At 42.0% G+C, this 24,775-nt stretch carries 19 protein-coding genes and 1 pseudogene; 13 read left to right on the forward strand and 7 right to left on the reverse strand.

The window, feature by feature from the left end:
• Positions 1–94: 94 nt before the first annotated feature.
• On the forward strand, positions 95–1,126 hold the full coding sequence (locus FCV43_RS10535) for a DMT family transporter (RefSeq protein ID WP_136995132.1): 1,032 nt from the start codon (positions 95–97) through the stop codon (positions 1,124–1,126).
• On the opposite strand, the gene FCV43_RS10540 is transcribed toward FCV43_RS10535, so the two are convergent.
• Positions 1,115–3,991, reverse strand: a complete 2,877-nt coding sequence (locus tag FCV43_RS10540; RefSeq protein ID WP_136995133.1) for an HD domain-containing phosphohydrolase — start codon at positions 3,989–3,991, stop codon at positions 1,115–1,117. The genes FCV43_RS10535 and FCV43_RS10540 overlap by 12 nt on opposite strands.
• Positions 3,992–4,231: 240 nt before the next feature.
• Between FCV43_RS10540 and FCV43_RS10545 the strand changes: the two genes are divergently transcribed.
• From FCV43_RS10545 to FCV43_RS10560, 4 genes are all read left to right on the forward strand, one after another.
• Positions 4,232–4,987, forward strand: a complete 756-nt coding sequence (locus FCV43_RS10545; RefSeq protein ID WP_136995134.1) for a phosphatase — start codon at positions 4,232–4,234, stop codon at positions 4,985–4,987.
• Between the two features lie 180 nt (positions 4,988–5,167).
• Entirely contained in the window at positions 5,168–5,554 is a 387-nt protein-coding gene (locus FCV43_RS10550) for a cytochrome b562 (RefSeq protein ID WP_136995135.1), read from the forward strand.
• A 226-nt stretch (positions 5,555–5,780) separates the two neighbouring features.
• On the forward strand, positions 5,781–6,134 hold the full coding sequence (locus FCV43_RS10555) for a hypothetical protein (protein ID WP_017052926.1): 354 nt from the start codon (positions 5,781–5,783) through the stop codon (positions 6,132–6,134).
• 139 nt (positions 6,135–6,273) lie between these two features.
• Entirely contained in the window at positions 6,274–7,722 is a 1,449-nt protein-coding gene (locus FCV43_RS10560) for a PepSY-associated TM helix domain-containing protein (RefSeq protein WP_136995180.1), read from the forward strand.
• Between the two features lie 84 nt (positions 7,723–7,806).
• Here FCV43_RS10560 and FCV43_RS10565 read toward each other — a convergent pair whose 3' ends face one another.
• Positions 7,807–8,739, reverse strand: coding sequence for a LysR family transcriptional regulator (locus tag FCV43_RS10565; RefSeq protein WP_136995136.1), 933 nt, complete (start codon positions 8,737–8,739; stop codon positions 7,807–7,809).
• A gap of 446 nt (positions 8,740–9,185) precedes the next feature.
• Here FCV43_RS10565 and FCV43_RS10570 point away from each other — a divergent pair, with 446 nt between their 5' ends.
• The 4 genes from FCV43_RS10570 (at position 9,186) to tdh (ending at position 14,757) form a co-directional block, all read left to right on the forward strand.
• On the forward strand, positions 9,186–10,430 hold the full coding sequence (locus FCV43_RS10570; protein WP_136995137.1) for an MDR family MFS transporter: 1,245 nt from the start codon (positions 9,186–9,188) through the stop codon (positions 10,428–10,430).
• Positions 10,431–10,869: 439 nt separating this feature from the next.
• A complete protein-coding gene (locus tag FCV43_RS10575; RefSeq protein ID WP_136995138.1) occupies positions 10,870–12,117 on the forward strand; it encodes an SGNH/GDSL hydrolase family protein in 1,248 nt (415 codons plus the stop codon).
• Between the two features lie 392 nt (positions 12,118–12,509).
• Entirely contained in the window at positions 12,510–13,706 is a 1,197-nt protein-coding gene (locus tag FCV43_RS10580; RefSeq protein WP_017052921.1) for a glycine C-acetyltransferase, read from the forward strand.
• A 19-nt stretch (positions 13,707–13,725) separates the two neighbouring features.
• The gene (gene tdh, locus FCV43_RS10585; RefSeq protein WP_136995139.1) at positions 13,726–14,757 is read left to right on the forward strand and encodes an L-threonine 3-dehydrogenase; all 1,032 of its coding nucleotides are present in this window, start codon (positions 13,726–13,728) and stop codon (positions 14,755–14,757) included.
• A gap of 267 nt (positions 14,758–15,024) precedes the next feature.
• Here the strand turns inward: tdh and FCV43_RS10595 are convergent.
• Positions 15,025–15,311: pseudogene (locus FCV43_RS10595) on the reverse strand (integrase core domain-containing protein); the annotation flags it as partial.
• A gap of 298 nt (positions 15,312–15,609) precedes the next feature.
• Here FCV43_RS10595 and FCV43_RS10600 point away from each other — a divergent pair.
• The gene (locus FCV43_RS10600; RefSeq protein ID WP_136995140.1) at positions 15,610–16,158 is read left to right on the forward strand and encodes a carboxymuconolactone decarboxylase family protein; all 549 of its coding nucleotides are present in this window, start codon (positions 15,610–15,612) and stop codon (positions 16,156–16,158) included.
• Between the two features lie 219 nt (positions 16,159–16,377).
• Here the strand turns inward: FCV43_RS10600 and FCV43_RS10605 are convergent, their stop codons facing one another.
• Together FCV43_RS10605 and FCV43_RS10610 are read right to left on the reverse strand one after the other, a co-directional pair.
• Positions 16,378–16,968, reverse strand: a complete 591-nt coding sequence (locus FCV43_RS10605) for a TetR/AcrR family transcriptional regulator (protein WP_113798296.1) — start codon at positions 16,966–16,968, stop codon at positions 16,378–16,380.
• 65 nt (positions 16,969–17,033) lie between these two features.
• Positions 17,034–17,684 carry a DsbA family oxidoreductase gene (locus FCV43_RS10610; protein ID WP_136995141.1) on the reverse strand — a complete coding sequence of 217 codons (651 nt, stop codon included), beginning with the start codon at positions 17,682–17,684 and terminating at the stop codon, positions 17,034–17,036.
• A gap of 278 nt (positions 17,685–17,962) precedes the next feature.
• Between FCV43_RS10610 and FCV43_RS10615 the strand changes: the two genes are divergently transcribed.
• From FCV43_RS10615 to FCV43_RS10625, 3 genes are all read left to right on the forward strand, one after another.
• Positions 17,963–18,358 (forward strand): hypothetical protein, encoded by a 396-nt coding sequence (locus FCV43_RS10615; protein ID WP_113798292.1) that lies wholly within the window; start codon positions 17,963–17,965, stop codon positions 18,356–18,358.
• Positions 18,359–18,375: 17 nt separating this feature from the next.
• Positions 18,376–18,849: a PP2C family protein-serine/threonine phosphatase gene (locus FCV43_RS10620; protein ID WP_136995142.1), complete on the forward strand. Its 474-nt coding sequence runs from the start codon at positions 18,376–18,378 to the stop codon at positions 18,847–18,849.
• Positions 18,850–19,048: 199 nt separating this feature from the next.
• Entirely contained in the window at positions 19,049–20,677 is a 1,629-nt protein-coding gene (locus FCV43_RS10625; protein WP_136995143.1) for an NAD(P)/FAD-dependent oxidoreductase, read from the forward strand.
• 117 nt (positions 20,678–20,794) lie between these two features.
• Here the strand turns inward: FCV43_RS10625 and FCV43_RS10630 are convergent, their stop codons facing one another.
• Together FCV43_RS10630 and FCV43_RS10635 are read right to left on the reverse strand one after the other, a co-directional pair.
• The gene (locus tag FCV43_RS10630; RefSeq protein ID WP_136995144.1) at positions 20,795–23,761 is read right to left on the reverse strand and encodes a ligand-binding sensor domain-containing protein; all 2,967 of its coding nucleotides are present in this window, start codon (positions 23,759–23,761) and stop codon (positions 20,795–20,797) included.
• Positions 23,762–24,205: 444 nt separating this feature from the next.
• Positions 24,206–24,655, reverse strand: a complete 450-nt coding sequence (locus FCV43_RS10635; RefSeq protein WP_017053469.1) for a dCMP deaminase family protein — start codon at positions 24,653–24,655, stop codon at positions 24,206–24,208.
• Positions 24,656–24,775: the final 120 nt, after the last annotated feature.

Raw genomic sequence — 24,775 nt, forward strand, 5'->3', positions numbered from 1 at the left:
TATTGGTAAGTTTTTCTTACAAGACTGGTTAATAATACTCGTTATTTCTTTGCTTGTCAGATCGCTAAACTAGCGGCAGGTAGAGGAGAGTAGTATGCCGAATCAATTTAAGCCCGTAATATTTATGTTGTTGTCCACATTTAGCTTATCTATTACAGGGTTATTAGCTAAGCACTTATCTGAACAAATTAGCCCAGCAGTGCTCAGTTTTTTACGTTTTTCCATTCCATGTATCTTGCTGTTTATATTTGTCATAGTGACGAGTCTTGTGGGTCGGAATGCACTAGATCAACACTCAAAAGAGCATCAACGATCAGGCTCTAAACAGTGGCTTCCTCCGAAATCGATGCACTTTCCTATCGTGATTCGAGCGCTGTGTATTGCAGCGTGTCAGATCTGTTTTCTTATCTCATTACAGTCTCTGTCACTTGTTGAGAGTGTAGTGTTATTTAGCACGGGTCCCTTGTTTATTCCTTTGTTAGAAAAGTTAATATTTGGTGTGAAAGTTTCGATCGTAACTGTTTTTGGCTTAACGATCACATTTAGTGGCGTGTTGCTGTTGGCAGGAGATGTGTCGGGTATTCACTTTAAACCGGAGCTTTTGCTTGGGCTTATGGCTGGTGTGTTTAACTCTGGTTCACAGCTAAGTCTGTATCGAGCGACAAAAGGCAATATGACGCCAATCGAGTTAAACGCTTGGACATTCTTGATTGCGAGCCTTTGTTTGATTCCAGCAATGATGATGCAAGGGCAAGGGGTGTTAGCTCAGGATGTTCTGTCATTGACGAGTGCCGATACTCATGTATTTCATTGGCTGGTGATTGTTAGTTTGGCTCTGCTAGTGATTAATACCCAAGTGTTTAGAGCAAAAGCTTACAAGCTGGTGGACTCCGGCTCGCAATTGGCACCATTGATCTTCACTAATTTACTTTTCACTTCTGTTTGGCAGTGGCAATTTTTGGAACACACATTTAGCACTCACCAATTGCAAGGTATTGGACTCATTATCACCGCAAGTATTATCAATACATTTATGCCTAGAGTGCAGGCTCATTACATTCGTTATAAGGCAGCTAAGGTTGTGAGCTTGTCACCAGAAGGTGGCTCGCCGCTTTTAAAACTGTGAGCGAATGTACTCCTTGACCAATTTTAAATGGTGTTCTCTGTCTACCTTAGAGTGCTGTTTCGGGTCAAGGAAGTCGTCGGCATATTGCTGATCAATTTCTTGCTCTAGAAAGATGACATACAATTTAGGGTCGATATGCCCGGAGGTTGCCATCTCCGTCATGATGGATAAGGAATCCGACAGTGTTTTTGATTTCTTATAAGGTCGGTCACTAGACGTTAAGGCTTCAAACACATCGGCGATTGCCATCACTCGTGCTTGGAGCGGAAGTTGCTCTTCGTTTAAGCCTCTCGGATAGCCTTTACCATCCATTCTTTCGTGGTGTCCGCTGGCGATATCAGGAATATTTTTTAGATTATCAGGGTATGGCAATCGCTTAAGCATCGAGAGTGTTTGCACAATATGGTCATTGATCATGAAGCGTTCTTCATCTGTCAGAGTGCCGCGACGAATGGTTAAATTATGCAGTTCACCACGATCATAACGTAGCTCTGGCGGCTCAAGAACGAAGTCTTCTTGCCAAATATCTTGTGGGCGATTGCCTTCTTGCCATGGGATTTTGTGGGTCACCTTATCATCGAGTAAGTTCTCCATGGTTGGAAGAGGCGCGCTATTTCCACATCGCTCTCTTTCGATCCACGAAATACCGACTTGATCGTCAAGCGTTCGCTTCCATTGGCGTTGAGCTATCTTATGCAGACGCTCAATACTGCTGTCTTCCATAAACTCACCGCCTACATTGCACTCGGCAACAAAGAGGAATTCATCATCAAGTTCTCTATGCTTCTGATGCAATTTTAACTTGAGTTGATCAGCATTCTCACCGCGACTTATGCCTTGCCAATACTCAATTTCAGCCTGCATTTTGATCAGCTCGAAACGCATGCGCACTTCATGTATTCGATCGTAAATGGTCTCAAGTTTTGTCGCTTTATCAACAATGTATTCTGGGGTCGTGACTTTGCCGCAGTCATGTAGCCATGCGGCAAGGTTCAGCTCTTCCCACTCTTTGGCATCCATCGAAAAATGAGGGAAATATTGGTTATCTTTTTCGGCAGCTTCCGTTAACCATTTAGTTAGCTCAGGCACTCTTTGGCAGTGCCCGCCAGTATAAGGGGACTTAGTATCTATCGCAGAGGCAATGAGTTCGATAAACGCATTTAGCATGTCCTTTTGCTGTTGCATTTGGTCGATATTGTCTTTGGCTATTTCAGCAAAACTCAGCAACTCGCGTAGAAACGCGTGTTTATCTGCCTGGCTGGTGGTGATTGAACGTTCGTAACCAAGAACAAGAATGCCAACAAGTTGCTTTTCACGATTCAATAATGGGAAAAGATAAAGGTCACTATTGAATATGGTGTCTTGGTGTTGTTTCAGAGCGTTGTCCTCACGATTGATATGGATGATTTCCCCTTCTTTGAGTTTTGCATGTAGCCATGGTGTCTCCTTAATAAACTCGTTGATATCCGCTTTAAAAGGAATAATGGCATGGTTCGCAGCGGTTAAAAATTGATCTTCTTCATCCGATTGAATAAAAAGAACGATCGTTTCTGCTTTGGTGACTAAGTAACTTTGGTGAGCGATGGTTTTTGCGAGCAGACCAAAATCTTGATTACTGGCAGTATCACGTAACAAGTTCAGGAGATCATGCAGGGTATGCTCCATGAGTTCGATTGATTGAGTGAGGTTGGCGACCTCTTTGATCATACTTTTCGGATAACGGGTTTTCTTAAAATTAAAACGGGCAATGTTATCGGTGAGTAATACCAAGTTCTGCAATGGACGCGCCAGACGGTTGGCAACTAACCAGACAATGCAGAAACAGACGATGAGCATTGAAATGGCAACGGTGACCTGTTTGTCTCGCATTGAGAGCAGATCAGCTAAGAGATCGTCTTGCGGTGTCGCTTCGGCAAGCAGTAAAGTGACATGATCGGTTAGTTTTACTGGGGTGACGGTTAAAGACCATTTATTAACATTGTAAGTGACGGTTTTAATGATAGATGCCTCTGTAGGCTCTCCTAATATTGACGAGAAAACACTACGACTTAAGCTTTGCTGCTGATTGGTCATACCCGTTTCGTGATCAATATTCAGTTGATGGCTAGCAAGTAGGTTAAATTGATCATCAAATAGTGCCAATTTGGAATTATCAGAATAGGCCAAATCACTTATCTGTTCGGAGATAGAGTCTAAAGTGAAATCAGCACCAACGACATTTACACCATTTGCTGAGCGTCTAGAAAGTGTGATGCCATTCGTTTTTAAGAAATAAAAAGAGTAGGGCTGTGAGAGTCTGATTTCTCCATCGATATGAGCATTGGTAAACCAAGGTCTTATCCGAGGGTCAAAGGTATTGTCTTCGGTGTTGCTGTAACCAATCTGATTATGGTTCCCGTCTAGATAAATAAATTCATTTTTACCTGAAAGTGAGGCGTTATTAATTAACATGGTTGCTTTTGCAGGCGCGTTGAATTGGGTACGAATTTTATGGGTAGGCAAAGGGCGAAAGAGGGTGAAATCGCCATTCTCATGGGTATAAAACAGAGCCACTAGCCCTTTATTTTGTTTGAATACTAGATCAATCGACTCCAACCACGGTTTTTGTTCTTCAGTATCATCTTGATGGCTTATAAACGAAGTCAGTGCCATAAAATTCATAGTGGTGAGCACTGGTGCGATATTCTGTTTGAATATCGAACGTAGTTTTTGACTATGCTCTTGGCTCACATCATGAGCGGTACCTGACAAAAGCTCTTGAGAGTGTCGGTAACTCATTGATATTAAGACTATGCCTACAATAGTCGTCAGCACCAAAAACAGACTAGTAATATGGATGCTCAAAGGGTAGCGATGTTTTTTCATAAGAAATCCGTATCTAATGACAATTTTAATTATTGACCAATATACGAATGATGCAAAAAAAGCTTCCAATTTAGAGTCTTGAAAATGGATTATTGTGAGGCGCTGACGTTTTTAAAGCCTGAAAAACTATTTTGCACTTGTGACAAAAAGGTGAAAGCTAAGTTTGAATACTGTCAATTTATGGCTTCGCTGTTAAACTAGTTTTAACTATCACTTCTACTTACTTAGAACGGCAGGGCAATGATCTTACAAGTTGACACACACACTCATACCTATGCAAGCGGTCACGCATACAGCACACTGATTGAAAATGCTAAGTCGGCAAGTGAACATGGACTTAAGATGTTTTGCACCACCGACCATTCAGAATCGATGCCTGGAGCGCCACACTATTGGTTTTTCAGCAATCAGAGAGTGTTGCCACGCTTTATTGAAGACGTTGCGATTATTCGTGGTGTAGAGTCGAATATTATGAACACTCAGGGCGAGATCGACGTCCATCCTTCTGTAGATGCAAATTTAGATTGGGCGATAGCCAGTTTTCATGAACCTGTATTTCGACCAGCAGATAAAGCAACGCATACCAAAGCCTTGCTCAATGTCATCAAGGGCGGCAGAGTCGATGCTTTAGGCCACTTAGGAAACCCTAATTTTGATTTTGACTTTGAAGCCGTCATCCAATGTGCCAAAGAGTACAATGTGGCGATAGAAATCAATAACACCACGCTGAAAGGTAATAGCCGCGTTGGCAGTGTGGATCGTTGCTTTGACATTGCGACAGTGGCGAAAGAGGTCGGTGCCTATATTACCAGTGGAAGTGATGCGCATTTCTGTCAAGACGTGGGGCGGTTAGATTTAGTCAGCGAGCTTTTGGATAGAGTCGGTGTGGATAGCCGAAAAGTGATCACTCATACGCCTCAGCAATTCCTTTCATTTTTAGCGTTACGTGGTCGCAGCCAGATTGAAGAGTACGCCTCTTTGGCGAGTTTTGATTAGAGATTGAAAGCCAACAGAACCACAGTGGAAAGAGGTCAACGAATAGGTTGGCCTCTTTTTTATTTTGAGAGGTCGACATAAATTGTCACGGATAAAGAGTGTCTATTTAGGCTCAAATTGCTATACACTCGCAGCACAGAAATGAATTTGAAACTGTCTATTAATGAATCGGAGATAAAAATGAAGCAATTGTCTTTGCTATTGGCTTGCTTATTGTTTGCGGGAAATGTTGCGGCAGAAGGTATCGACCTCACCGCCACAATGAAAAAGATGCGTCTAGCGTTTAATCAAGCAGCAGAAGCGGAAAGCATTGAAGAGATGAAAGCGCCCCTTGCAAGGTTAGATGAGTTGGTTCAAATCTCCCAAAATGGCAGTTATCCAAAAGAGAAAGAGGCGCTCTATATGAGTGGCTTCAATAAACTGTCTTCCGTGGTGAGTGATGTGGAGTTACAAGTCGAGCAAGGTCAGTTTGAAGAAGCTAAAAAAACGCTACGCCAGATTGACGAGTTAAGAATTGAATATCATGATAAGCGAAACCCAAGCATTTGGAGTCGATTGTTTGGTTAAATTGAGCTAGGGGTAATTGAGCAAGCAAGTAAGCAATGTACCGCTTTACTCACCTCTGGATATCCTAAGCCTTTGCCTATTTAAAGCACTCTGCTTCTACAGCAGAGTGTTTTTGTATGTGGTTCACAAAGATACAACTTCGTGAACTGGGTTAAAATAGTGTTATGATTTTTTGATAAGTTTTGTTTGATTGTATACTCTTGCTCTGAAACTATAGAGTGAACCAATGAAACGCTTATCCATCTTTAATCGATCAATGTTGCTAGCGACTGCCCTGAGTTGGGTTTTAGTTGCGCTGATGCCTGTTATCAATGCTCACGGTAATAGTGCTGGCGTGTGGGCAACATTGTGTACACTCAATGGTTTTGAGTTAGTACAAATTGAAGAGGGAACCGCGGACACTCACAACGGCAAACCATGCCCATTTAGTCATTTTTCCCCTTTCCATCAAATTGATCTTTCAACCACACCTTTACTCCAACGATTGAGTTTCGCTATTGAAAGTCGATACACTTTTTTGGCTCTAAGTGTTCGTTATCAATGGCAAGTTCCTCGCGCCCCTCCGACGATACTTTCTTAGAAAATTTGTTGAACACTATAAAAATAATGAACCAATCAAGCCTTATGTTTGAATTGGTATGAAGTAAAGTCAAAGTAAGCAAGGAATGAACTCGCCATTGATGTGGACGGGTTTCTTTGCTTGGAAGAAAGGAAAAACAATGCAAAGCGATAAAGCTTCGGCTGCGCCCATGGATGCATCACGTGCGAAAAATGATTCAAAATCCCGTTACTTTTTAACTTGGCGTTGGCATTTTTACGCTGGCCTTTTTGTGATCCCATTTATGTTGATTTTGAGCCTGACTGGCTTAGTCATGCTTTTTGATGATGAAATAGAATTTAATCGTTATCAAACACAACTTGAAGTGACACCGCAAGAGACAAGATTGAAGGTATCGACCCAGTTAGACAAGGTGGTTTCGGCCTATCCAGAGGCCGTCGTCACGCAATTTATTCCCGCCCCAACGCCTGATCTCGCTAACCGTTTCTCTATTAAATTTGATTCAGGAGAGACACGATTTATTACGGTTGATCCATTCAATGGGCAACTTTTAGGAAGTATAGATCGAAGTGATAGCTGGTATCAGCTTGCCAATGATATTCATGGCACCTTATTAATAGGAGATTGGGGAGATTACTTGATCGAAATTGCTGCGAGTTTGAGTGTGGTTCTACTTGTCAGTGGTATTTATCTTTGGTTACCACGAGATGCCGCGAGCAAAGCCGGATTTCTGACCTTAAGGTGGGCAAGTGGTACTCGTATCTTTATGCGTGATCTTCATGCGAACCTTGGTGGTGTCTTGTCCATTGTGATGTTGCTTTTTCTAATTTCGGGATTAGCTTGGGCGGGCGTGTGGGGAAGTAAATTTGTTCAGCCATGGAGCAGTTTTCCTGCACAGAAGTGGGATGATGTACCACTGTCAACGTTAACTCATGCTTCCATGAATCATGGTAGTGAAGAGGAGGTGCCATGGAATTTGGAACAGACATTGTTGCCTGAATCTCACGATCACAGTGCGATGTTAGCCCAGAATGACAGTAATGAATTGGGCTCGCATGCGGAATTACAAGCAGTGAATATCGATCAACTGTTGAGCCAAGCCAAAGCGTTAGGTTTTACGCAGTTTAAATTGAATTTCCCGCGCTCAGAAACCGGAGTTTACACCTTAACAGCAAACACCATGAGCGGAGATGTTACTGATCCAAGGCTCGATAGAACGACTCATATCGATCAATATTCAGGAAAAATCTTAGCGGATGTGACTTGGGATGATTATAGCGTAGTCGCGAAATTAATGGCGGCAGGTATTGCACTTCATCAAGGTGACATCAGTATATTGAATAAAATTTTGAATGTGGTTTTCTGCTTAGCTTTTATTGTCATTGCTGTTACGGGTGGTGTCATGTGGTGGATCCGTCGACCGACAGGACAAATGAGAATCGGTGCGCCACCTCGTTTTGAGAGTGATGGCTTATGGAAGGCAGGTATTGTGACCATCATTATTTTGGGGTTGGTAATGCCAATGGCGGGCGGAACGATTGCTGTTGTGCTCATTATTGACTGGCTTATCTTTCAGCGTGTAAGCCAGTTAAAGTCGGCACTTAACTAGCGGATTCGATTAAATCTAAGGCATCAAACCTGAGTTTACCGCTGCAACGTGAACTCAGGTTTTTATCATAATCTGAACGAGAGATTACTGTTGGTCGATGTAAAGCTTGTGAGTTAAGTTATTGATTGCGTAGTCAATGAAGACTCGCAAACGAGCAGGCATATATTTAGTTTGAGCATATTGCATTGCGATCGCACCGTGGTAGTTACTCTTAATCGTCCAGTCATCAAGAACCTGAACTACGCTCCCTTCAGAAATCGCATCTTTAATGACAAAATCATGAAAAATACCGATCCCTAAACCATTCTTGACACCATTTAAGCGCATTTGAGAGTGATTCACCGCGTAACGGCCAGTGACTGATACTGTGTGGAATTCATCATCTTTTAAAAAGTCCCAAATATGATCTTTATCGGTTTCAGCAAGATACAGGCAGTCATGAGTTGCAAGTTCTGTTGGGTGATCCGGAATCCCTTTTTGAGATAAGTAATCCGGGCTGGCACAGAGCACTAGATTCGTCTTTCCGATCTCTTTTAATACCAAATTTTCATCAGGTTTATCTGTCAATTTGAACGCTACATCGACATTGTGCTTAAACAGATCAATGTTGCCATCAGCGGCTCGTAGCTTGAGTTGGATTTCCGGGTACTGTTTGAGAAAAGGTACAACGAAAGGTTGGAGAACTGAATTGAGAAAGGCTTCCGGGGCTGCAACCGTGAGTGAACCTGCGGGCTCAGCATGATCTTCCGTTGAAAGTTCAACCGCTTGCTGAGCGGCATTAACCATCAATACACTTTGGTCATACACCTTCTGCCCTGCTTGCGTAATGATCAACTTTCGAGTGGTGCGCTCAAATAATTTAACGGATAACGCATTTTCTAAGCGTGTAATCAGCTTACTAAGAGCTGAAGGGGTTGCTCCGAGTTTTTTGGCCGCGGCAGTAAAACTACCTTCATTCACTACCAATATAAATGAAGCAAGATCGGGTAATAAAGAAATCAGTTTGGGGTTAATCATAATTTATCATTTTGGTTGGTGAATTCAGTGGTTTACGCATATCACTTTCATGTGAAAACATAAGTGTATTGCTACTTGCGGTTCTATGTATAACAAAATACAGGCATTTAATTCTTCTCGCTAGGATAAAGCGTGGTCAGCTGTCGAGTTTTAAATAAATTGATAATAACGCATGCTTGATGCCGTGCTGTAAATTAGTTTGGCAAAATTGATAATTTTTTCATGCATAAGTACCAGATAAAGTATCGAACTGATGGTAATCGCTATTAAATAAATGAAATAAAAACAAGGGCTTTATTTATGATATTAATGATTAATACTGTTTTGATAGCATGAGTAAATTTATCCTTTATTTTTAACGTTACTTTTCTATACTGGCTAAATAGCATGCAAATGTGATGCATGTTGCACAATGCGGAATGGTTAGGTCGTTAAAGGGAGATTCTATGAGCAAAAGTGAGGACAGTTTATTTCAGCTTGAAAGAGTACAAAGGTTTAATTTTTCAGTGTGGACGGTATTGGTCGGGACATTAATCGCACGCACTAGCTTTTTTATGGCATGGCCATTTTTGATTGTCTTCTTGTATAAAGATTATGGGGCAACCGCAGTTGAAGTGGGTGGAATGTTGGCATCATCTGCCGTTGTAGGGGCGGTGACAGGGCTTTATTCAGGCTATATTTCTGACAAGTTTGGTCGGAAGTGGGTCATGGTGTGCGGAAGTTGGATCGCAGCCGTCGCTTATAGCGGAATTGGCTTGGCCAGTGAGGTTTGGCAATTTTATGTATTGATCATCATTACGGGACTGATGCGCCCAATGATTGAAGCGCCAGCCAAAGCCGTCATCGGTGATAATTTAGATAATGTAAAAGACCGAGAGTTGGCGTTGAACGTTCGGTATTTTTTGTTAAATCTGGGTGGTGCGATTGGGCCGCTGATCGGTATTACCATTGGGCTGAGCCAGCCGCAAAATTTATTCTTTATTGCTGGGGCGACTTACGTTGTGTACGGATTTTGGCTTTTGTTTGGAATAGAGAGGCGAGGAGTGCATACCAAGCCTGATTCATCGATGTTGCCCAATTTCTCCGCAACGCTCAAGGTGATCCGCAAAGACAATATTTTCGTTAAATTGATGGTTGCGAACTTCATCATGATGTTCGTTTATGCTCAAGTTGAATCATCAATTCCTCAGGTTATTGTACGAGCATCGACATCGGATGCTGCGCAAATCATTGCAGGCTTAGTACTCGTTAATACGCTTACGATTATTATTTTCCAATTCCCGATGTTGAAATGGTTAGAACACATTCCACTGTTTGTTCGAACTCGAATAGGTATGGCTCTGATGGCTGCAGCTCAAATCGGCTTTCTAATGACACCTGCGGATTGGCCAATTGGATGGGGAATTGCCTGTTTTGTGTTGAGCATGGGGGAGGTGATTGCATTCCCGACGCTAAATGTTCAGATCGACCGTTTGGCTCCTGCACATTTAAGGGGTTCCTACTTTGGAGCTGCCGCCTTGTATTCCCTTGGCTTTGCCATTGCACCTCTTGTCGGTGGGGTGGTGATTGAATCACTCAGTTCAAACTGGCTGTTTGGGGTCTGCTTCTTCCTCTGCTTAGTGATGATCTGGCTATATTGGCTAGCAGAACACAGTGAAGATAACGTAGAGAGAGAACCCATTACAACCTAGTACAGCTTATGGTTAGCAAGAAGTATTATGTAGAGCCACGATTACGGATAGTGATTGTGGCTTTATTATATTATTGGCATGTTAGAGGGTTTCTAAAATATAAATTGATGAATTTTAAATCATGATTCGTGTAAAGATTCACGGCTTAAACGAATTAAGTTAACGTAGAACGGAATAATGAAGTAGTTAATAAATTACTTATAAAGCATGTGCTTATATATGGTGTCGACATTTTTGCTCTTGAGTGTAGGTGTTCTTGTTTGTTTTATAAATGCCAAGAGTACAGGTTATGATTGATAAATTGATCTTGATACCAGAACCAGATCAATTGCATACGTTTTGTATTGACTCACTAGAGTAATTGCTCAAAATTGAATCGTTACAAATATAAGGTTGTCTTATATTTGGTTTGTCATTTAATCATAAGAAGAAAGATACGATGAAAAAATTGACTATTCTACTTAGCGCAATATTGCCTTTTACTGTTACGGCGGCAGCAGAAACCGTCGTTGTTCCTGAATCGATTACTGCGGCACAAGTCAGTGGCGTTCAAGGTAAAGAAACCTATACCTATGTGCGTTGTTGGTACCGCACTAGTAATTCACATGACGACTCTGCTTCTGATTGGGAGTGGGCGAAGAATTCCGAAGGTAACTACCTAAAAGTTGATGGATATTGGTGGTCGTCGACCTCTTTTAAAAACCTTTTTTATACCGATACACCTCAAGAACTAATTAAGCAAAGCTGTAGCGAAACATTAGGCATGGATAGAGAAAATGTCGATATGACCTATTTTGCGGCAGATAATCGTTTTTCATATAACCATTCGATATGGACCAATGATGCGGTGATGCAACCAAATCAGATTAATCGCATGGTCGCTTTTGGAGATAGTCTCTCTGATACCGGTAATATCTTTAATGCTGCCCAGTGGCGTTTCCCCAATCCGAACTCGTGGTTCTTAGGCCATTTCTCTAATGGTTTTGTATGGACGGAATACATTGCGAACGCAAAAAACTTGCCCCTCTACAATTGGGCGGTCGGTGGTGCTGCAGGGACCAATCAGTATGTTGCTTTGACTGGTGTTTATGATCAAGTGACGTCATATCTTACTTATATGAAGATGGCAAAGAACTATAACCCAGAAAATACTCTATTTACTTTAGAGTTTGGCCTCAATGACTTTATGAATTACAACCGTGAGGTTGGAGACGTAAAAGCGGATTATAGCAGCGCACTTGTTCGCTTGACCGATGCTGGGGCAAAAAATATTCTATTGATGACTCTGCCTGATGCAACAAAAGCACCGCAATTTAAGTATTCAACGACAGAAGAGATTACTAAAGTTCGTGCAAAAATAATCGCTTTTAATAGTTTCATTCAAGAGCAAGCGGCTTACTATATTCTGCAAGGGTATAATGTGACGCTGTATGATACATACACACTGTTTGAAGAGTTGACGGGTAATCCGACTCAGCATGGCTTTGCAAATGCTAGTGACGCCTGTTTGAATATTAATCGAAGCTCTTCTATTGATTATTTACTGAGTCATAGCCTAACGAATGATTGTGCGGCAAATGGTTCTGATAAATATGTATTTTGGGGGGTTACGCACCCAACTACGGCAGCGCATAGATACATAGCTGATCAAATGCTAGCGAAGGGATTAGATCGATTTAATTTCTAATCTTTACTCTATTGCCAGTATCGCAGTTTAGATTTTGACCTCTTTTCTAGTGATTATGGATGTAAGCGATCTAGTTTTTAAATTAGGTCGCTTTTTTATTGGGTCTAGCCGGACATTATCTTCTCTATAGTTCACAATAAAATACGTCAGTAATGGTAAGAGGGAATGACCGTTATATTTGTGCCTTGAATTCACTAATGTTTTTCCACCTTGAGGGATAATCGAAATCAAATGGATGAACTACAATGATGACAACGGTTTTAGAGCAAAAGTGATTCAGCTCACACTATGGTTTTTTAGTAAATGAAAGCCATATAGCGAATGATTTTTGTCCCCCTACGAAAAAGTGACTCTAAAGTTACTATTCATAATAACTAGGAAGGAATTGGATAATGTCTTCAGCATTTTACCAACAGATTCAAAATCAAATTGAAGAAGTGAAAAATGATGGTTTATACAAATCAGAACGTATCATCACTTCAGCACAAAAAGCGTCAGTTTCTATCTCAACAGGCCAAGAAGTACTGAACTTTTGTGCTAATAACTACCTTGGTTTAGCTAATCACCCAACCCTCATCGAAGCAGCAAAAGGCGGCATGGATGAGCACGGTTTCGGTATGGCTTCTGTTCGCTTTATCTGTGGTACTCAAGACTCACATAAAGTGCTAGAAGAAAAACTGTCTACTTTCCTAGGCAAAGAAGACACGATCCTATACACATCTTGTTTTGATGCTAACGCGGGTCTATTTGAGACTATTTTAGGTAAAGAAGATGCAATCATCTCAGATGCACTAAACCACGCTTCTATCATTGATGGCGTTCGTCTTTGTAAAGCGATGCGTTTCCGTTACGCGAACAACAACATGGAAGAACTTGAAGCGCAATTAATTGCAGCAAAAGAAGCGGGTGCTCGCCATACACTTATCGTAACTGATGGTGTGTTCTCTATGGACGGTGTGGTTGCGAACCTTCCAGCTATCTGTGACCTAGCGGATAAATACGAAGCACTTGTGATGGTTGATGACTCTCACGCAGTTGGCTTCATGGGCGAAAATGGCGCGGGTACTCACGAACACCACGACGTTATCGACCGTATCGATATCATTACTGGTACGCTAGGAAAAGCAATGGGTGGCGCATCAGGCGGTTACACATCAGGTAAGAAAGAGGTGATCGACTGGTTACGTCAGCGTTCTCGTCCGTACCTATTCTCAAACTCTGTTGCTCCTGCAATTGTTTCTGCTTCAATTCGTGTGCTTGATCTGCTTGCTGAATCTGGCGACCTACGCACTCAACTGTGGGAAAATTCTGCACACTTCCGTACTCGTATGGAAGCAGCTGGTTTCACTATGGGCGGTGCTGATCACGCTATCATTCCAATCATGTTAGGCGACGCAAAATTAGCAGCTGAATTCGCAGAGCGTGCGTTAGAAAAAGATATCTACGTTGTCGCGTTCTCTTTCCCTGTTGTGCCAAAAGGCCAAGCTCGTATTCGTACACAAATGTCGGCTGCTCATACTCGTGAACAGTTAGATCGTGCCATTGATGCCTTTATCCAAGTAGGTAAAGACATGGAGATCATCGCTTAATCAGGCGAGAGGAATAATTATGAAAATTAAAGCACTATCAAAACTAAAGCCTGAAGAAGGCATTTGGATGACCGAGGTTGAGAAACCTGAAATGGGTCATAATGATATTCTTATCCGTATTAAGAAAACGGCAATTTGTGGTACAGACGTACATATTTACAACTGGGATGAATGGTCACAGAAGACGATTCCTGTACCTATGGTTGTGGGTCATGAATACGTAGGTGAAGTGGTCGGCATTGGCCAAGAAGTTCGCGGTTTCGAAATTGGTGATCGTGTATCTGGCGAAGGTCATATTACATGTGGTCACTGTCGTAACTGCCGTGGCGGTCGTACTCACCTTTGTCGTAATACTACGGGTGTTGGTGTGAACCGTACTGGTGCGTTCTCTGAATTCCTTGTGATCCCTGCATTCAATGCATTTAAGATCCCGGCTGAAATTTCAGATGATCTAGCGTCTATTTTTGACCCGTTTGGTAACGCAGTACACACTGCATTGTCATTCGATTTGGTTGGTGAAGATGTGCTGATCACCGGTGCTGGCCCAATTGGTATTATGGCAGCAGCGGTTGCGAAACACGCAGGTGCTCGTCATGTGGTGATCACAGATGTGAACGAATACCGCTTAGAGTTGGCTCAAAAAATGGGTGTCACTCGCGCAGTAAACGTTATGAACGAAAAACTTGAAGATGTGATGGCTGATCTAGGCATGACGGAAGGTTTTGATGTTGGTATGGAAATGTCAGGTAACCCATCTGCATTTAACAGCATGCTGACGAACATGAATCACGGCGGTAAGATTGCGTTGCTAGGTATTCCACCATCAGATATGTGCATCGATTGGAACCAAGTGATTTTCAAAGGCTTGGTGATCAAAGGCATTTACGGTCGTGAAATGTTCGAAACGTGGTACAAAATGGCTTCTTTGATTCAATCTGGCCTAGACTTAACACCAATCATCACGCACCACTTCAAAGTTGATGACTTCCAAAAAGGCTTTGACGCTATGCGTAGCGGGCTTTCAGGAAAAGTTATCCTTGATTGGGAATAGATGATTTCCAACTTTAAATAGTAAAAGGCGACAGGTAAAACTGTCGCCTTTTTTGCGTTTTAACCGAGGAAAACTGACTGAAAATGGCAAGTGCCGCCACTTTGTCGCCACTAATTTTCAAGAGGGTTAAGGTGAACCGCTTGTATTAAATGTTTCAGGACCACTTACAGTAATGTCTAAAACCTCTTGATGTAAAGCAGAGGAAATAGGCACACTTCGATTTTTCTTACCTTTTGTCTCCGCGTAGGTCAGTTTGAATTGTAGTGATCAACTGAAATTGGCCACGTGCTTAGAGTTTAACCAGAGCAATCGTTCTGACTCGTTGGGTGTCAGCCCTCCATTATATTGATGGGGCCTGACCTGACAGTAATACTGAATTACGGAGCGAGTAATTTCTTGTTGAGCTTCATAAAGCCATTTTGTCTTCAAACTTCTAAAGAAACGCTCCATTAGTGCATATCCCCGCAATTTCCTCGTCGAAATAAGCTTTGCTTCATCTGGAAACACCACAGTAATTGGCGGCATTTTCTGTCTGTATCGTGAGTTGCAGGATCAAAGTAGGGGAGGAACGCTAAGCTAACTCATTTTAGAACGGTTGTTCATAAATTGAGTGGAAATAGTGTTTTGGTAAAGATTAACAGTATAAAACATGAAAAATAATATTCATTAAAATCAAATGGATAGTTTTTGTACGTATCAATATTGAACGAGTGTTCAAATAAGTTATTGAACGATCGTTCTTTATTGTTTATAGTTCATTCCATCAACGAGGGCGCAGTGCTCCTCAGCAGAGTTCTTCTCTAATGGAGATGAGCCTTACTTTTTAAATAGTTAATCTTCGGAGTTATAATAATGAGCGATTTTAAATTTCACACAGTCGAAACAGCACCAGAAAAAAGTAAATCAATGTTAGAAGGTGCGGTTAAGCAAATGGGCTCAATTCCCGGTTTATACGCAGTGATGGCTGAATCCCCGGAGACTCTGAAGGCATACCAGCAACTTCATCAGCAGTTCACTAACACTTCATTTGATGCAGAAGAGTTAACGGTTGTGTGGCAAACCATCAATGTAGAACATGAATGTAAGTTTTGTGTTCCGGCGCATACTGCTATCGCACACTCAATGAAAGTTGATCCGGCATTGACAGAAGCGCTACGTAATCAAGAAGCAATGCCAACTGAAAAACTGCAAGCGCTGCATGATTTTACACTGTCTGTAGTTCGTGAGCGCGGTAATGTCTCGGATGAAGAGATGAACGCATTCTTTGCTGCTGGTTACGGTCAGCAACAAGTGCTTGAAGTGATCCTTGGTTTATCTCAAAAAGTGATCAGCAATTACGTGAACCACGTAGCGAAAACACCGGTAGACCCAATGTTTGAGCAATTTACTTGGACTAAATAAGGTAATAACACTAGGGCTTGTTGACTTTTCGTAGGGTAAATCACTAGGCGTTGATATGGCGTTTGGTTTTAGTTGATGGGTTCATTGGAATAATGATAAGACGGAATGCAGGTAGACTGTGTTCCGTTTTTTTATTGCGTTTTAGTAAGATAAATCAACGATAAAAACAATCGAGCCCAACATGAAGGCCAGGCTAATATTATGTAAGTAAAATCGGCTTTATTTAAAAGGACCACTGACAAAAATGTCATCAATGAACCGTTCAACAACGTCGAACTCATTGGTCGCACGAGCAAAGGTTCTTAGGCCGATAATTTGTACCTGAATATAACAAGCAAGTTCAACAGGATCTTTATCCGAATGGATTTCGCCATTGTGGATAGCCGTTTTCATACTTTCTACCAAGGTTGTTTGAATACGACCGAGTAATTCAGTTACCACCGCGAATAGTTCTGGGTTATCCGCTTCAGTCAATTCTGACACGGACTTTACTAACATACACATCCCACTTGGTGCGGAATCGCGGTTGCTAAGAATAATTTTGCGGATAAACGTTTTCAAGCCATCAATTTGAGAATCGCTGTTCGCCATACTTTCTGCGAGTGTTTTACCATCATCTTGCGCATAGCGTTGGATCGCCTCAATGAAGAGGTTATCTTTACTTCCGAATGCGGCGTAAATACTGCCAGAGCGCATGTCGAGTGCTTCTTGAAGCGTGCGCATGGATGTGCCGTGATACCCTTTTGCCCAATAGAGATCTTTTGCCTTTGTGATTACATCGTCACGATCAAATTGTGCTTTTCTACTCATGGTGCTGCCTCATGGATTCGTTGATGCTTGCTGATTTGCGCAAACCAGTAAGCTCGCGCTAATTGTTAATCAAGTTGATTGACTAATTCACTTAAGAATTGTTTGTAGTTCTCAACTGGGTGTGCACCTGTGACGGCCGACTCACGATTAAAAACAACCGTAGGAACGCCAGATACACCATTTTGTTGCCAAATTGCTTCTTGCGTGCGTATTTCTTCTTCAAGCTCTGGTTTAGTTAGCCAAGTCATTCCCTCTTCAGCATCTAAACCGACAGCAATCAACTCTGCTCTTAAGACTGAGTGATCAGATACGTCTTTTTGTTCACTGAAAAACGCATGAAATAGTCGCAGTTTGAGTTCCGTTTGTTTGCCTTTGGTTTTTGCATAGTCGAGTAATACATGGGCTTCTAATGTATTGACCATTTTCATGTCATCAAAATAATTAAATTCGAAACCGTGTTCTGCTCCCGCCTGTGCAATACGAGTGCGCGCTTGAGTGCTCTCTTCTGGGCTCGATCCGTATTTTCTTTTTACGTGATCGCGCAAGTTTTCACCTTCTTCGGGCATATCAGGATTGAGTTCAAAGGGAAGCCATTCAATATCGACTTTATCCGCAATATTTAACTCTTGGATAGCCGCTTGTAGGTTGTTGTAGCCAATGATACACCAAGGGCAAACCACGTCAGAGATAATGTCTAGTTTAATTTTATTGTTCATAACACATCACTTAATTCTTTACAGTTCAAATATGAACGATCGTTCAATTTTGGGGTTATCATGTCACTTTTTAATCCAAAAGAGAAGTAATAATGTGACCGAAAGATTAGCTGCGCTTAATGCTGCGTCTGCTGATTTCGGGCTTAAGTAGGATAAGCAATAATGCCATTTTAAACTATGCGCTTGATGCATAGTATTATCCTAAATATATCATTAGTACCCTATTCCTATCCTCTTTAGACTGCGCGCTCTATTTTTAGCAAAGATTGGGCAGCCCCTTGTTAACACAACACTTTATAAAGAAGAGCTTAACGTCACAGGCTCTTTTCGCTCAATTGGCCCGTATGGTTATGGTGCTTGCTATTATTCTAGTCGCCGTTCATCAATGCCAACCGTTAATGGACGTATTGGTTGATCAAGCCGTTAATGCGGGATGTCACCAAGGCGTAATAGAAAGTGAGCACCATAACCATGATCATAGCCGACTTATTCAATCAAACAAATTGAGTAGAACCAGCCAAAGCACGCAGAACGGTGAACCAAACTCGAACTTACCACATAACGGATTGGTGACAACGTTCAGTTCTATTGTGTTCAAGTCGAATACCGCGCATATATTCCATGTCGGGGATAGCCGAATTTATAGGTTCAGGGGAGGAGACTCACGCTATTAACTGGTGATCACCAACGTATGAGCTTAGGAACTTCGGGGTATCTAACGCGTGCGTTGGGCATCGATAATAGGCTTGCCGTGGATTACCAATCCCTCAGCTTAGAGGCCGGTGATCTTTTCCTTCTGACTACTGATGGTGTGCATGGCTACCTACCTCAAGATCAAATAGCAGCACGGCTTGAAAAAGGAGATCACAACCCAGAAAAAACGGCTCAAACCTTATGCCAAGAAGCGCTCAATTCAAATAGCCAAGATAATGCGACGAGTCTGATTGTCAGCGTAACTGAACTCCCAATGAAGTCGGCTCTCGATATACATAAAAAGACGCTTGATTGTGCGATTCCCCCAGCGTTGAAAGTGAATAACACCATCGATGGTTTCAAGGTGGTCAATATTTTGAATGAGAGCAGTCGAAGCTATGTGTACGAGGTCATCGAGAAGGGAACTGGTGATCGGTTGTGGAATGGCTATTACTCGTTGGATAATTTTTGATATGGATATGAACTTGGTACGGAGAGTGCGGGGGATAAATGACTAATCTGGTCGATCTTTTCGATGGGTAATTAGAGATAAATATACGGAAAACCTTAAGCAGTCATCCCATTAGTTTTAACGTGACAATGTTATTACATTTTTGAGATAGATCACGTAAACTACGCGCTTATTTTTTCGTCCAATTATCAGGTGAATTATGATTCGTCTCAACCAAGTAAAATTACCGCTGGATCACAGTGAAAATGCACTACAAGATTATGTATTAAAAGCATTATCTTTAACTGAACAACAACTGGTTGATATCCATGTATTCAAACGTGGTTATGATGCACGAAAAAAGAACCAAATTACGCTGATCTACACGCTAGATGTTACTTTGCAAAATGTGGATGAAGACAAACTGTTAGAAGGGTTTGCTGAAGATCCAAATGTACGTGTCTCTCCAGATACAGAATACAAATACGTTGCGAATGCACCAGCGAACTTGACTGAGCGTCCAATCGTGATTGGTATGGGACCATGTGGATTATTTGTGGCACTAATTTTAGCGCAAATGGGTTTCAAACCGATTGTATTAGAACGCGGAAAATCAGTACATGAACGCGCAAAAGATACATTCCGTTTTTGGCGTACTAGCAAACTGAATACAGAGTCTAACGTTCAGTTTGGTGAAGGCGGTGCGGGTACATTCTCTGACGGTAAGTTATACAGCCAAGTGAAAGATCCAGGCTTTTTAGGCTTAAAAGTGAAGCAAGAGTTTGTACTTGCGGGTGCGCCTTCTGAAATTATCTATGTAAGCAAACCACATATTGGTACTTACAAGTTAGTGACTATGGTTGAGAAAATGCGCCGTAAAATCATCGAACTTGGTGGTGAAATCCGTTTTGAAACTCGTGTGGAAGAGATCAACATCGAAGGTTCGGGCGATGCAAGAAAAGTAACAGGCGTGACTTTAAACGGTGGCGAAGTGATAAGCAGTAACCATGTCGTGGCTGCCATCGGGCACAGTGCTCGTGATACTTTCCAAATGCTGCACGACAAAGAAGTTCACTTAGAAGCGCAATCTTTCTCGATCGGTTTCCGTATTGAACATAAGCAAGAGATGATCGACCAAGCTCGCTTTGGTAAAAACGCAGGTCACCCATTGTTAGGCGCGGCAGACTATAAACTTGTTCACCACTGTAAAAATGGTCGTTCAGTATATAGCTTCTGTATGTGTCCGGGCGGTGTAGTTGTTGCTGCGACCTCTGAAGAGCATGCGGTTGTAACTAATGGCATGAGCCAATATTCACGTAGTGAACGTAATGCGAACAGTGCGATTGTGGTGGGTATTTCTCCTGAAGATTTTGATAACGATCCACTACAAGGCGTAGCACTACAGCGTAAACTTGAGCGAAACGCTTACATCATGGGTGGCAGTAACTACGATGCACCTGCACAAATGGTTGGTGATTTCTTAGCAGCGGGTAAAGGTAAACCTTTTGAAGCGGTGGAGCCATCTTACAAGCCAAACGTGAAAATGACCGATCTAACGGATTCATTACCAGATTTTGCAATTGAAGCTATTCGTGAAGCATTGCCTGCATTCGCTAAGAAAATTCGTGGCTTCGACAGTAAAGATGCAATGCTGACTGGAGTAGAAACACGTACTTCATCTCCAGTGCAGATCAAACGAGGCAAAGATTTCCAAAGTATTAATACTCAAGGTCTTTATCCTGGTGGTGAAGGTGCTGGTTACGCTGGTGGTATTTTATCCGCTGGCATTGACGGTATTAAGATTGCAGAAGCTGTGGCTCTAGATATGTTGAAAGGTGTAGAAGCTTAAGACCTTAATAGAGGCTTAAGATAACAATCGAAGCCAAAAAACAGCCGATAATATCAATGATGATAGTATCGACCTGCATCAAAGGGATCCTTGTCTAGGATCCCTTTTTAATGAATTTTAAACATGACTGGTGATTTGCTCTTGTGGTTCTTCACACACGTATATCCCGTCGCGACCTGAGTGTTTTACCTGAAACAGAGCGTCGTCTGCGATACGTAGTAAATCTTCAAAATCGTGACTGGTCGAGGCGTTTACAATGCCAATACTGATGGTCGTAGATAGTTTATCTGCTACTGTTGAGTAGTCTAAATGCTTAATTAACTGGTTGAGTTGTTGGCAAAAATCGTAAACCTCTGAAGGTTTCCAACCAATCGTGCCAATGACAAACTCTTCGCCGCCCCAACGAGCAATGAAACAATCTTCCTGTATATATGGTTTGAGAGATTGACCAATTTTTCTTAACACTTCATCGCCTATGATGTGGCCGAAGTTGTCATTAATCCTTTTAAAGTGATCGATATCGAGCATCACGATAGAGAAGTTCTTTTCGATGCTATTAGTTTTGATGTTATTAGCTTTGGTGCTAGGTGATTCGATACCACTTGGGTCGATTGTATTTCGAATCCAGTCATCAAATGCACGGCGATTAGGTAAGGTCGTTAGTTGATCCTCTTCTGCCTGTTTCTTAAATGCAGTCGCTTGCACTTGTAGCGCTTTTGTTTTTTGCTCTATTTCATAGGTGAGTCTCATTTCAGATTTCTGTAATAGGCTAACACGCCATTGGAATGAGAGAGCAATCATAAGAATAAACCCGGCAAAAATAGATAATTGAATACTCGCTCTTTGCCACCAGTGAGGCAGGATAGTAAATGAATAACTGGCTTCGTTTAGCATACTTTGGTGGTAGGAATAGTAGGCGTTGACAACAAACCTGTACTCGCCCGGAGCTAAGTTTGTATACTCAGATATTCCTTGGGAGCCACGTTCTATCCAATCAGAATCGAGCCCTTCGAGTTTTGTTTTGTAGCGAATATGCTGAGATGATTGAAAACCTAGTCCAACAAAGTTAAAGACGACTCTCTGTGTGCCTGCTGGCAAGATAGAGGCTTTTTCATCTGATAGATCAAGTTCATGTTGATCACTGATGACGCTTTCGATAACCGTTGGAAACGTAGGCGTAACTAACTGCTTGAATCGTTGTGGGTGAGTCACTGTCACGCCAAGCGCAGAAGCAAACCAAAGTTGACCAGAAGAGTCGATCGTAGCTGCTGGGTTTGAGCCACCATTGAGCTGCGCACTTGCCATACCATCTAGTTCGTTGTAATGCTCAAATGTCAGTGTCTCAGCCGTTCCATCCGCGATTGCGTTGGCATCATGTTGGGATATTCGCCAAATTCCTCGATTTGACGTTAACCAAAAATAATCGTTGGAGTCAGCGAGAACTTGGAAGAGTTTATCGATGGGCAGTCCATGTCTTTTACCGACTAAGCTTAAATCTTTATCAGAGAATCGATAGCGAATTAAACCACGATCTGTTGTCATCCACATTTGGTTTTCTTCTGCATAGAAACCGAAAACGTATTGGGCTTTATCAAGAGGGTCGAGGTCTAAAGTAGCGACGATGTTATTCTCGATAATGGCGACTCCAACCCCAGTACCAACCCATACTCGACCAAGAGTATCGGTGGATAATGCCATGATATAGTTGTCAGGTAGACCATCTTGAGTAGTAAATAGTTTATAGCTTCCATCAGGGGAGTATTTAACTAGCCCTGCTGTAGTTCCTACCCATAGTTCGTCTTCTGAAGTTTCCAGAACGGAACGGATCTGTTTCGTCGGTAAAGAAGGTAAGAAGTGAGGTTGTAATATTCCTTGATCAAAGAGATATAGACCTTTTGAGTAAGTCCCTACCCAAGCTCCACCTGCTGATCTTGACGCTAGGCTCAGTACTGATAGTTGTTTTTGAGCAGTTTGGCTGCTTGAATTAGGACTGTATTTGGTAACTTTGTCACCTTCAATCACGCTGAGGCCATTGCTCGTTCCCGCAATGATTTTACCAGAACCGTTTGCGAGTACGGTACGAACGTAATTGCCAGATAACCCCTTGGACTGATCCCAAGTGTTGAATGGAGCTTTCCGTAAACGAGTTAACCCACCGTTTGTCCCAATCCAAATGGACTTCTCACGATCCTGATAAAGTGAAAGAACATGGTTATGGGATAAACCTTGTTGTTCAGAAAAAGATGATATTTGCTGGTTGAAGTAGTGAAAAACGCCCTGGCTGCGAGTACCAAACCACAGCTCTTTTTGCTCGTCGATCATGACTTTAGTTACGATCGAACGATTCAATGCTTCATGTATTCGGGAAAGGTGGCCATCTTTATATTGCCATGCGCCATTTTTTCCGCCCAAGATAATAGCACCTTGATCATCTTCAACGGCGGAGTAAACGGTGGTATTGCCGAGCCCACTAGACTCACTGACATTTTCGACTGCCTTGCCAGAGATGATATACAACCCGCGACTTGTTGAGGCTAGCAGATCCCCATTTTTACGAAAGGACAGTTGGTAAACGGTGAGGTTAGGGAGGATGAGTTGATTATCAGCATTAGCCTCTGATCTGAAAATAAGTCCTTCAGAACTAAGACCAATCCATATTCCACCGTCGGGTTGTTTAATGACGGCGTTGATTAGATTTTTAATAGTTGGTAGTGAAGACCAGTGATAAGCCTCTCGATAGACGAGCCCTCCACGAGCGCCTCCTGCCAATAATCCTCCAGACGTATCTGAATATAATGCTCGTACGCCAGAATCGACTAATCCACTTTCAGAACCGCGGGTGAAATGTTTGAACTCTTGTCCGTTAAATCGAGCGATGCCTTCCCATGTGGCAAACCATAAATAGCCATCATCAGTCTGAGTGATTGCGTTGATACTGTTATGGGGTAATCCATCTCGACTTGTCCAATTTTCGTATTGGTACTCATCAAGAATCATCGCGGATGAAGAAAACACACTGCCGAGAGAAAACGCGACAAACATCATCATCGAAAGAGTGCGAGCAGTCAGTAAACGAATAAGCATATAATCTATCAATGTATTAATTCTCTAATCCCACAGAATAGAGTAATGCTTATAGTCACTCAATTATTGGTGCTCTTTTTTTTTATAAAATAGTAATAAGGTGAAGTAGCACACTGTTTTGGTGTGTTACTGATGAGTAGTCTCATTTATAAGAAAGTCAATAAACGTTATGCTGTCCAATGTGTGACTCTGGTTCAATCCTTGGTTGTAACATCGCAGTTTTCTAATGGGTTATTGAGTGTGAGTGATTGAATGTTAATGATGCAAATTATTCGTCAATAAAGAAGTTCATCTTTGAAATGCTTAAAAGGTCGCGCGGTCAGTCATACATAGGGTGAATGAATACTGGAAAGTAATTAGACAAAAATAAAGCCTGCCAAATAGGCAGGCTCTAAAAAATTGGGTTAAATCTCAGTGTATGCGGTCACCGCTTAAATTGTTCGGTTACTCTTCACTCAGTTCACTGATGGGTAGCCAAATAACTTTCACTCCGGACTGCAGAAACATATCTTGGCTAATCTTGATTTTATCACCCCAGCGAGATAGAAAGTCTTCTGACTGCTCAGGACAATAAACTGCAGTAATGCCTGTTTGAATGATTTTCGCCGCGCAGTTTGGGCATGGAAAGTGCGTTACCCATATATCACACATGTCTAAATCACGTTTAGCAAAAAGGATGGCATTCTCTTCTGCGTGTAGTGTTTTCAGCAATTTCATTTCACGATCGTCTGTTTCAGCACTGTCTGAAATGCCATGAGGGTATCCATTAAAGCCGACAGAGACGATACGATTGTGTTTTGTGATCACAGCGCCCACTTGTGTTGATGGATCTTTACTCCATGAACCAACGAGTTCAGCCATCTGAAAAAAACGTTTTGCCCATTTCGATATCATTGTGTTTGCCTTTATTGTTGCGTGAATACGCTTCTAACTTATTGAATCATCATACATCAAAGTTAGACTATTCTCAGCTTTGACCCAAATAATTCTGTCACATGATATTGAATGAGTTGG

The sequence above is a fragment of the Vibrio genomosp. F6 genome (genome assembly GCF_005146325.1).
GTDB classification, from domain to species: Bacteria; Pseudomonadota; Gammaproteobacteria; order Enterobacterales; family Vibrionaceae; genus Vibrio; species Vibrio cortegadensis.

Bases quoted from the DNA above. Each gene is read 5' to 3' on its own strand.
- FCV43_RS10535 (WP_136995132.1), top strand. From the start codon at position 95: ATGCCGAATCAATTTAAGCCCGTAATATTTATGTTGTTGTCCACATTT.
- FCV43_RS10540 (WP_136995133.1), bottom strand. From the start codon at position 3,991: ATGAAAAAACATCGCTACCCTTTGAGCATCCATATTACTAGTCTGTTT.
- FCV43_RS10545 (WP_136995134.1), top strand. From the start codon at position 4,232: ATGATCTTACAAGTTGACACACACACTCATACCTATGCAAGCGGTCAC.
- FCV43_RS10550 (WP_136995135.1), top strand. From the start codon at position 5,168: ATGAAGCAATTGTCTTTGCTATTGGCTTGCTTATTGTTTGCGGGAAAT.
- FCV43_RS10555 (WP_017052926.1), top strand. From the start codon at position 5,781: ATGAAACGCTTATCCATCTTTAATCGATCAATGTTGCTAGCGACTGCC.
- FCV43_RS10560 (WP_136995180.1), top strand. From the start codon at position 6,274: ATGCAAAGCGATAAAGCTTCGGCTGCGCCCATGGATGCATCACGTGCG.
- FCV43_RS10565 (WP_136995136.1), bottom strand. From the start codon at position 8,739: ATGATTAACCCCAAACTGATTTCTTTATTACCCGATCTTGCTTCATTT.
- FCV43_RS10570 (WP_136995137.1), top strand. From the start codon at position 9,186: ATGAGCAAAAGTGAGGACAGTTTATTTCAGCTTGAAAGAGTACAAAGG.
- FCV43_RS10575 (WP_136995138.1), top strand. From the start codon at position 10,870: ATGAAAAAATTGACTATTCTACTTAGCGCAATATTGCCTTTTACTGTT.
- FCV43_RS10580 (WP_017052921.1), top strand. From the start codon at position 12,510: ATGTCTTCAGCATTTTACCAACAGATTCAAAATCAAATTGAAGAAGTG.
- tdh (WP_136995139.1), top strand. From the start codon at position 13,726: ATGAAAATTAAAGCACTATCAAAACTAAAGCCTGAAGAAGGCATTTGG.
- FCV43_RS10600 (WP_136995140.1), top strand. From the start codon at position 15,610: ATGAGCGATTTTAAATTTCACACAGTCGAAACAGCACCAGAAAAAAGT.
- FCV43_RS10605 (WP_113798296.1), bottom strand. From the start codon at position 16,968: ATGAGTAGAAAAGCACAATTTGATCGTGACGATGTAATCACAAAGGCA.
- FCV43_RS10610 (WP_136995141.1), bottom strand. From the start codon at position 17,684: ATGAACAATAAAATTAAACTAGACATTATCTCTGACGTGGTTTGCCCT.
- FCV43_RS10620 (WP_136995142.1), top strand. From the start codon at position 18,376: ATGAGCTTAGGAACTTCGGGGTATCTAACGCGTGCGTTGGGCATCGAT.
- FCV43_RS10625 (WP_136995143.1), top strand. From the start codon at position 19,049: ATGATTCGTCTCAACCAAGTAAAATTACCGCTGGATCACAGTGAAAAT.
- FCV43_RS10630 (WP_136995144.1), bottom strand. From the start codon at position 23,761: ATGCTTATTCGTTTACTGACTGCTCGCACTCTTTCGATGATGATGTTT.
- FCV43_RS10635 (WP_017053469.1), bottom strand. From the start codon at position 24,655: ATGATATCGAAATGGGCAAAACGTTTTTTTCAGATGGCTGAACTCGTT.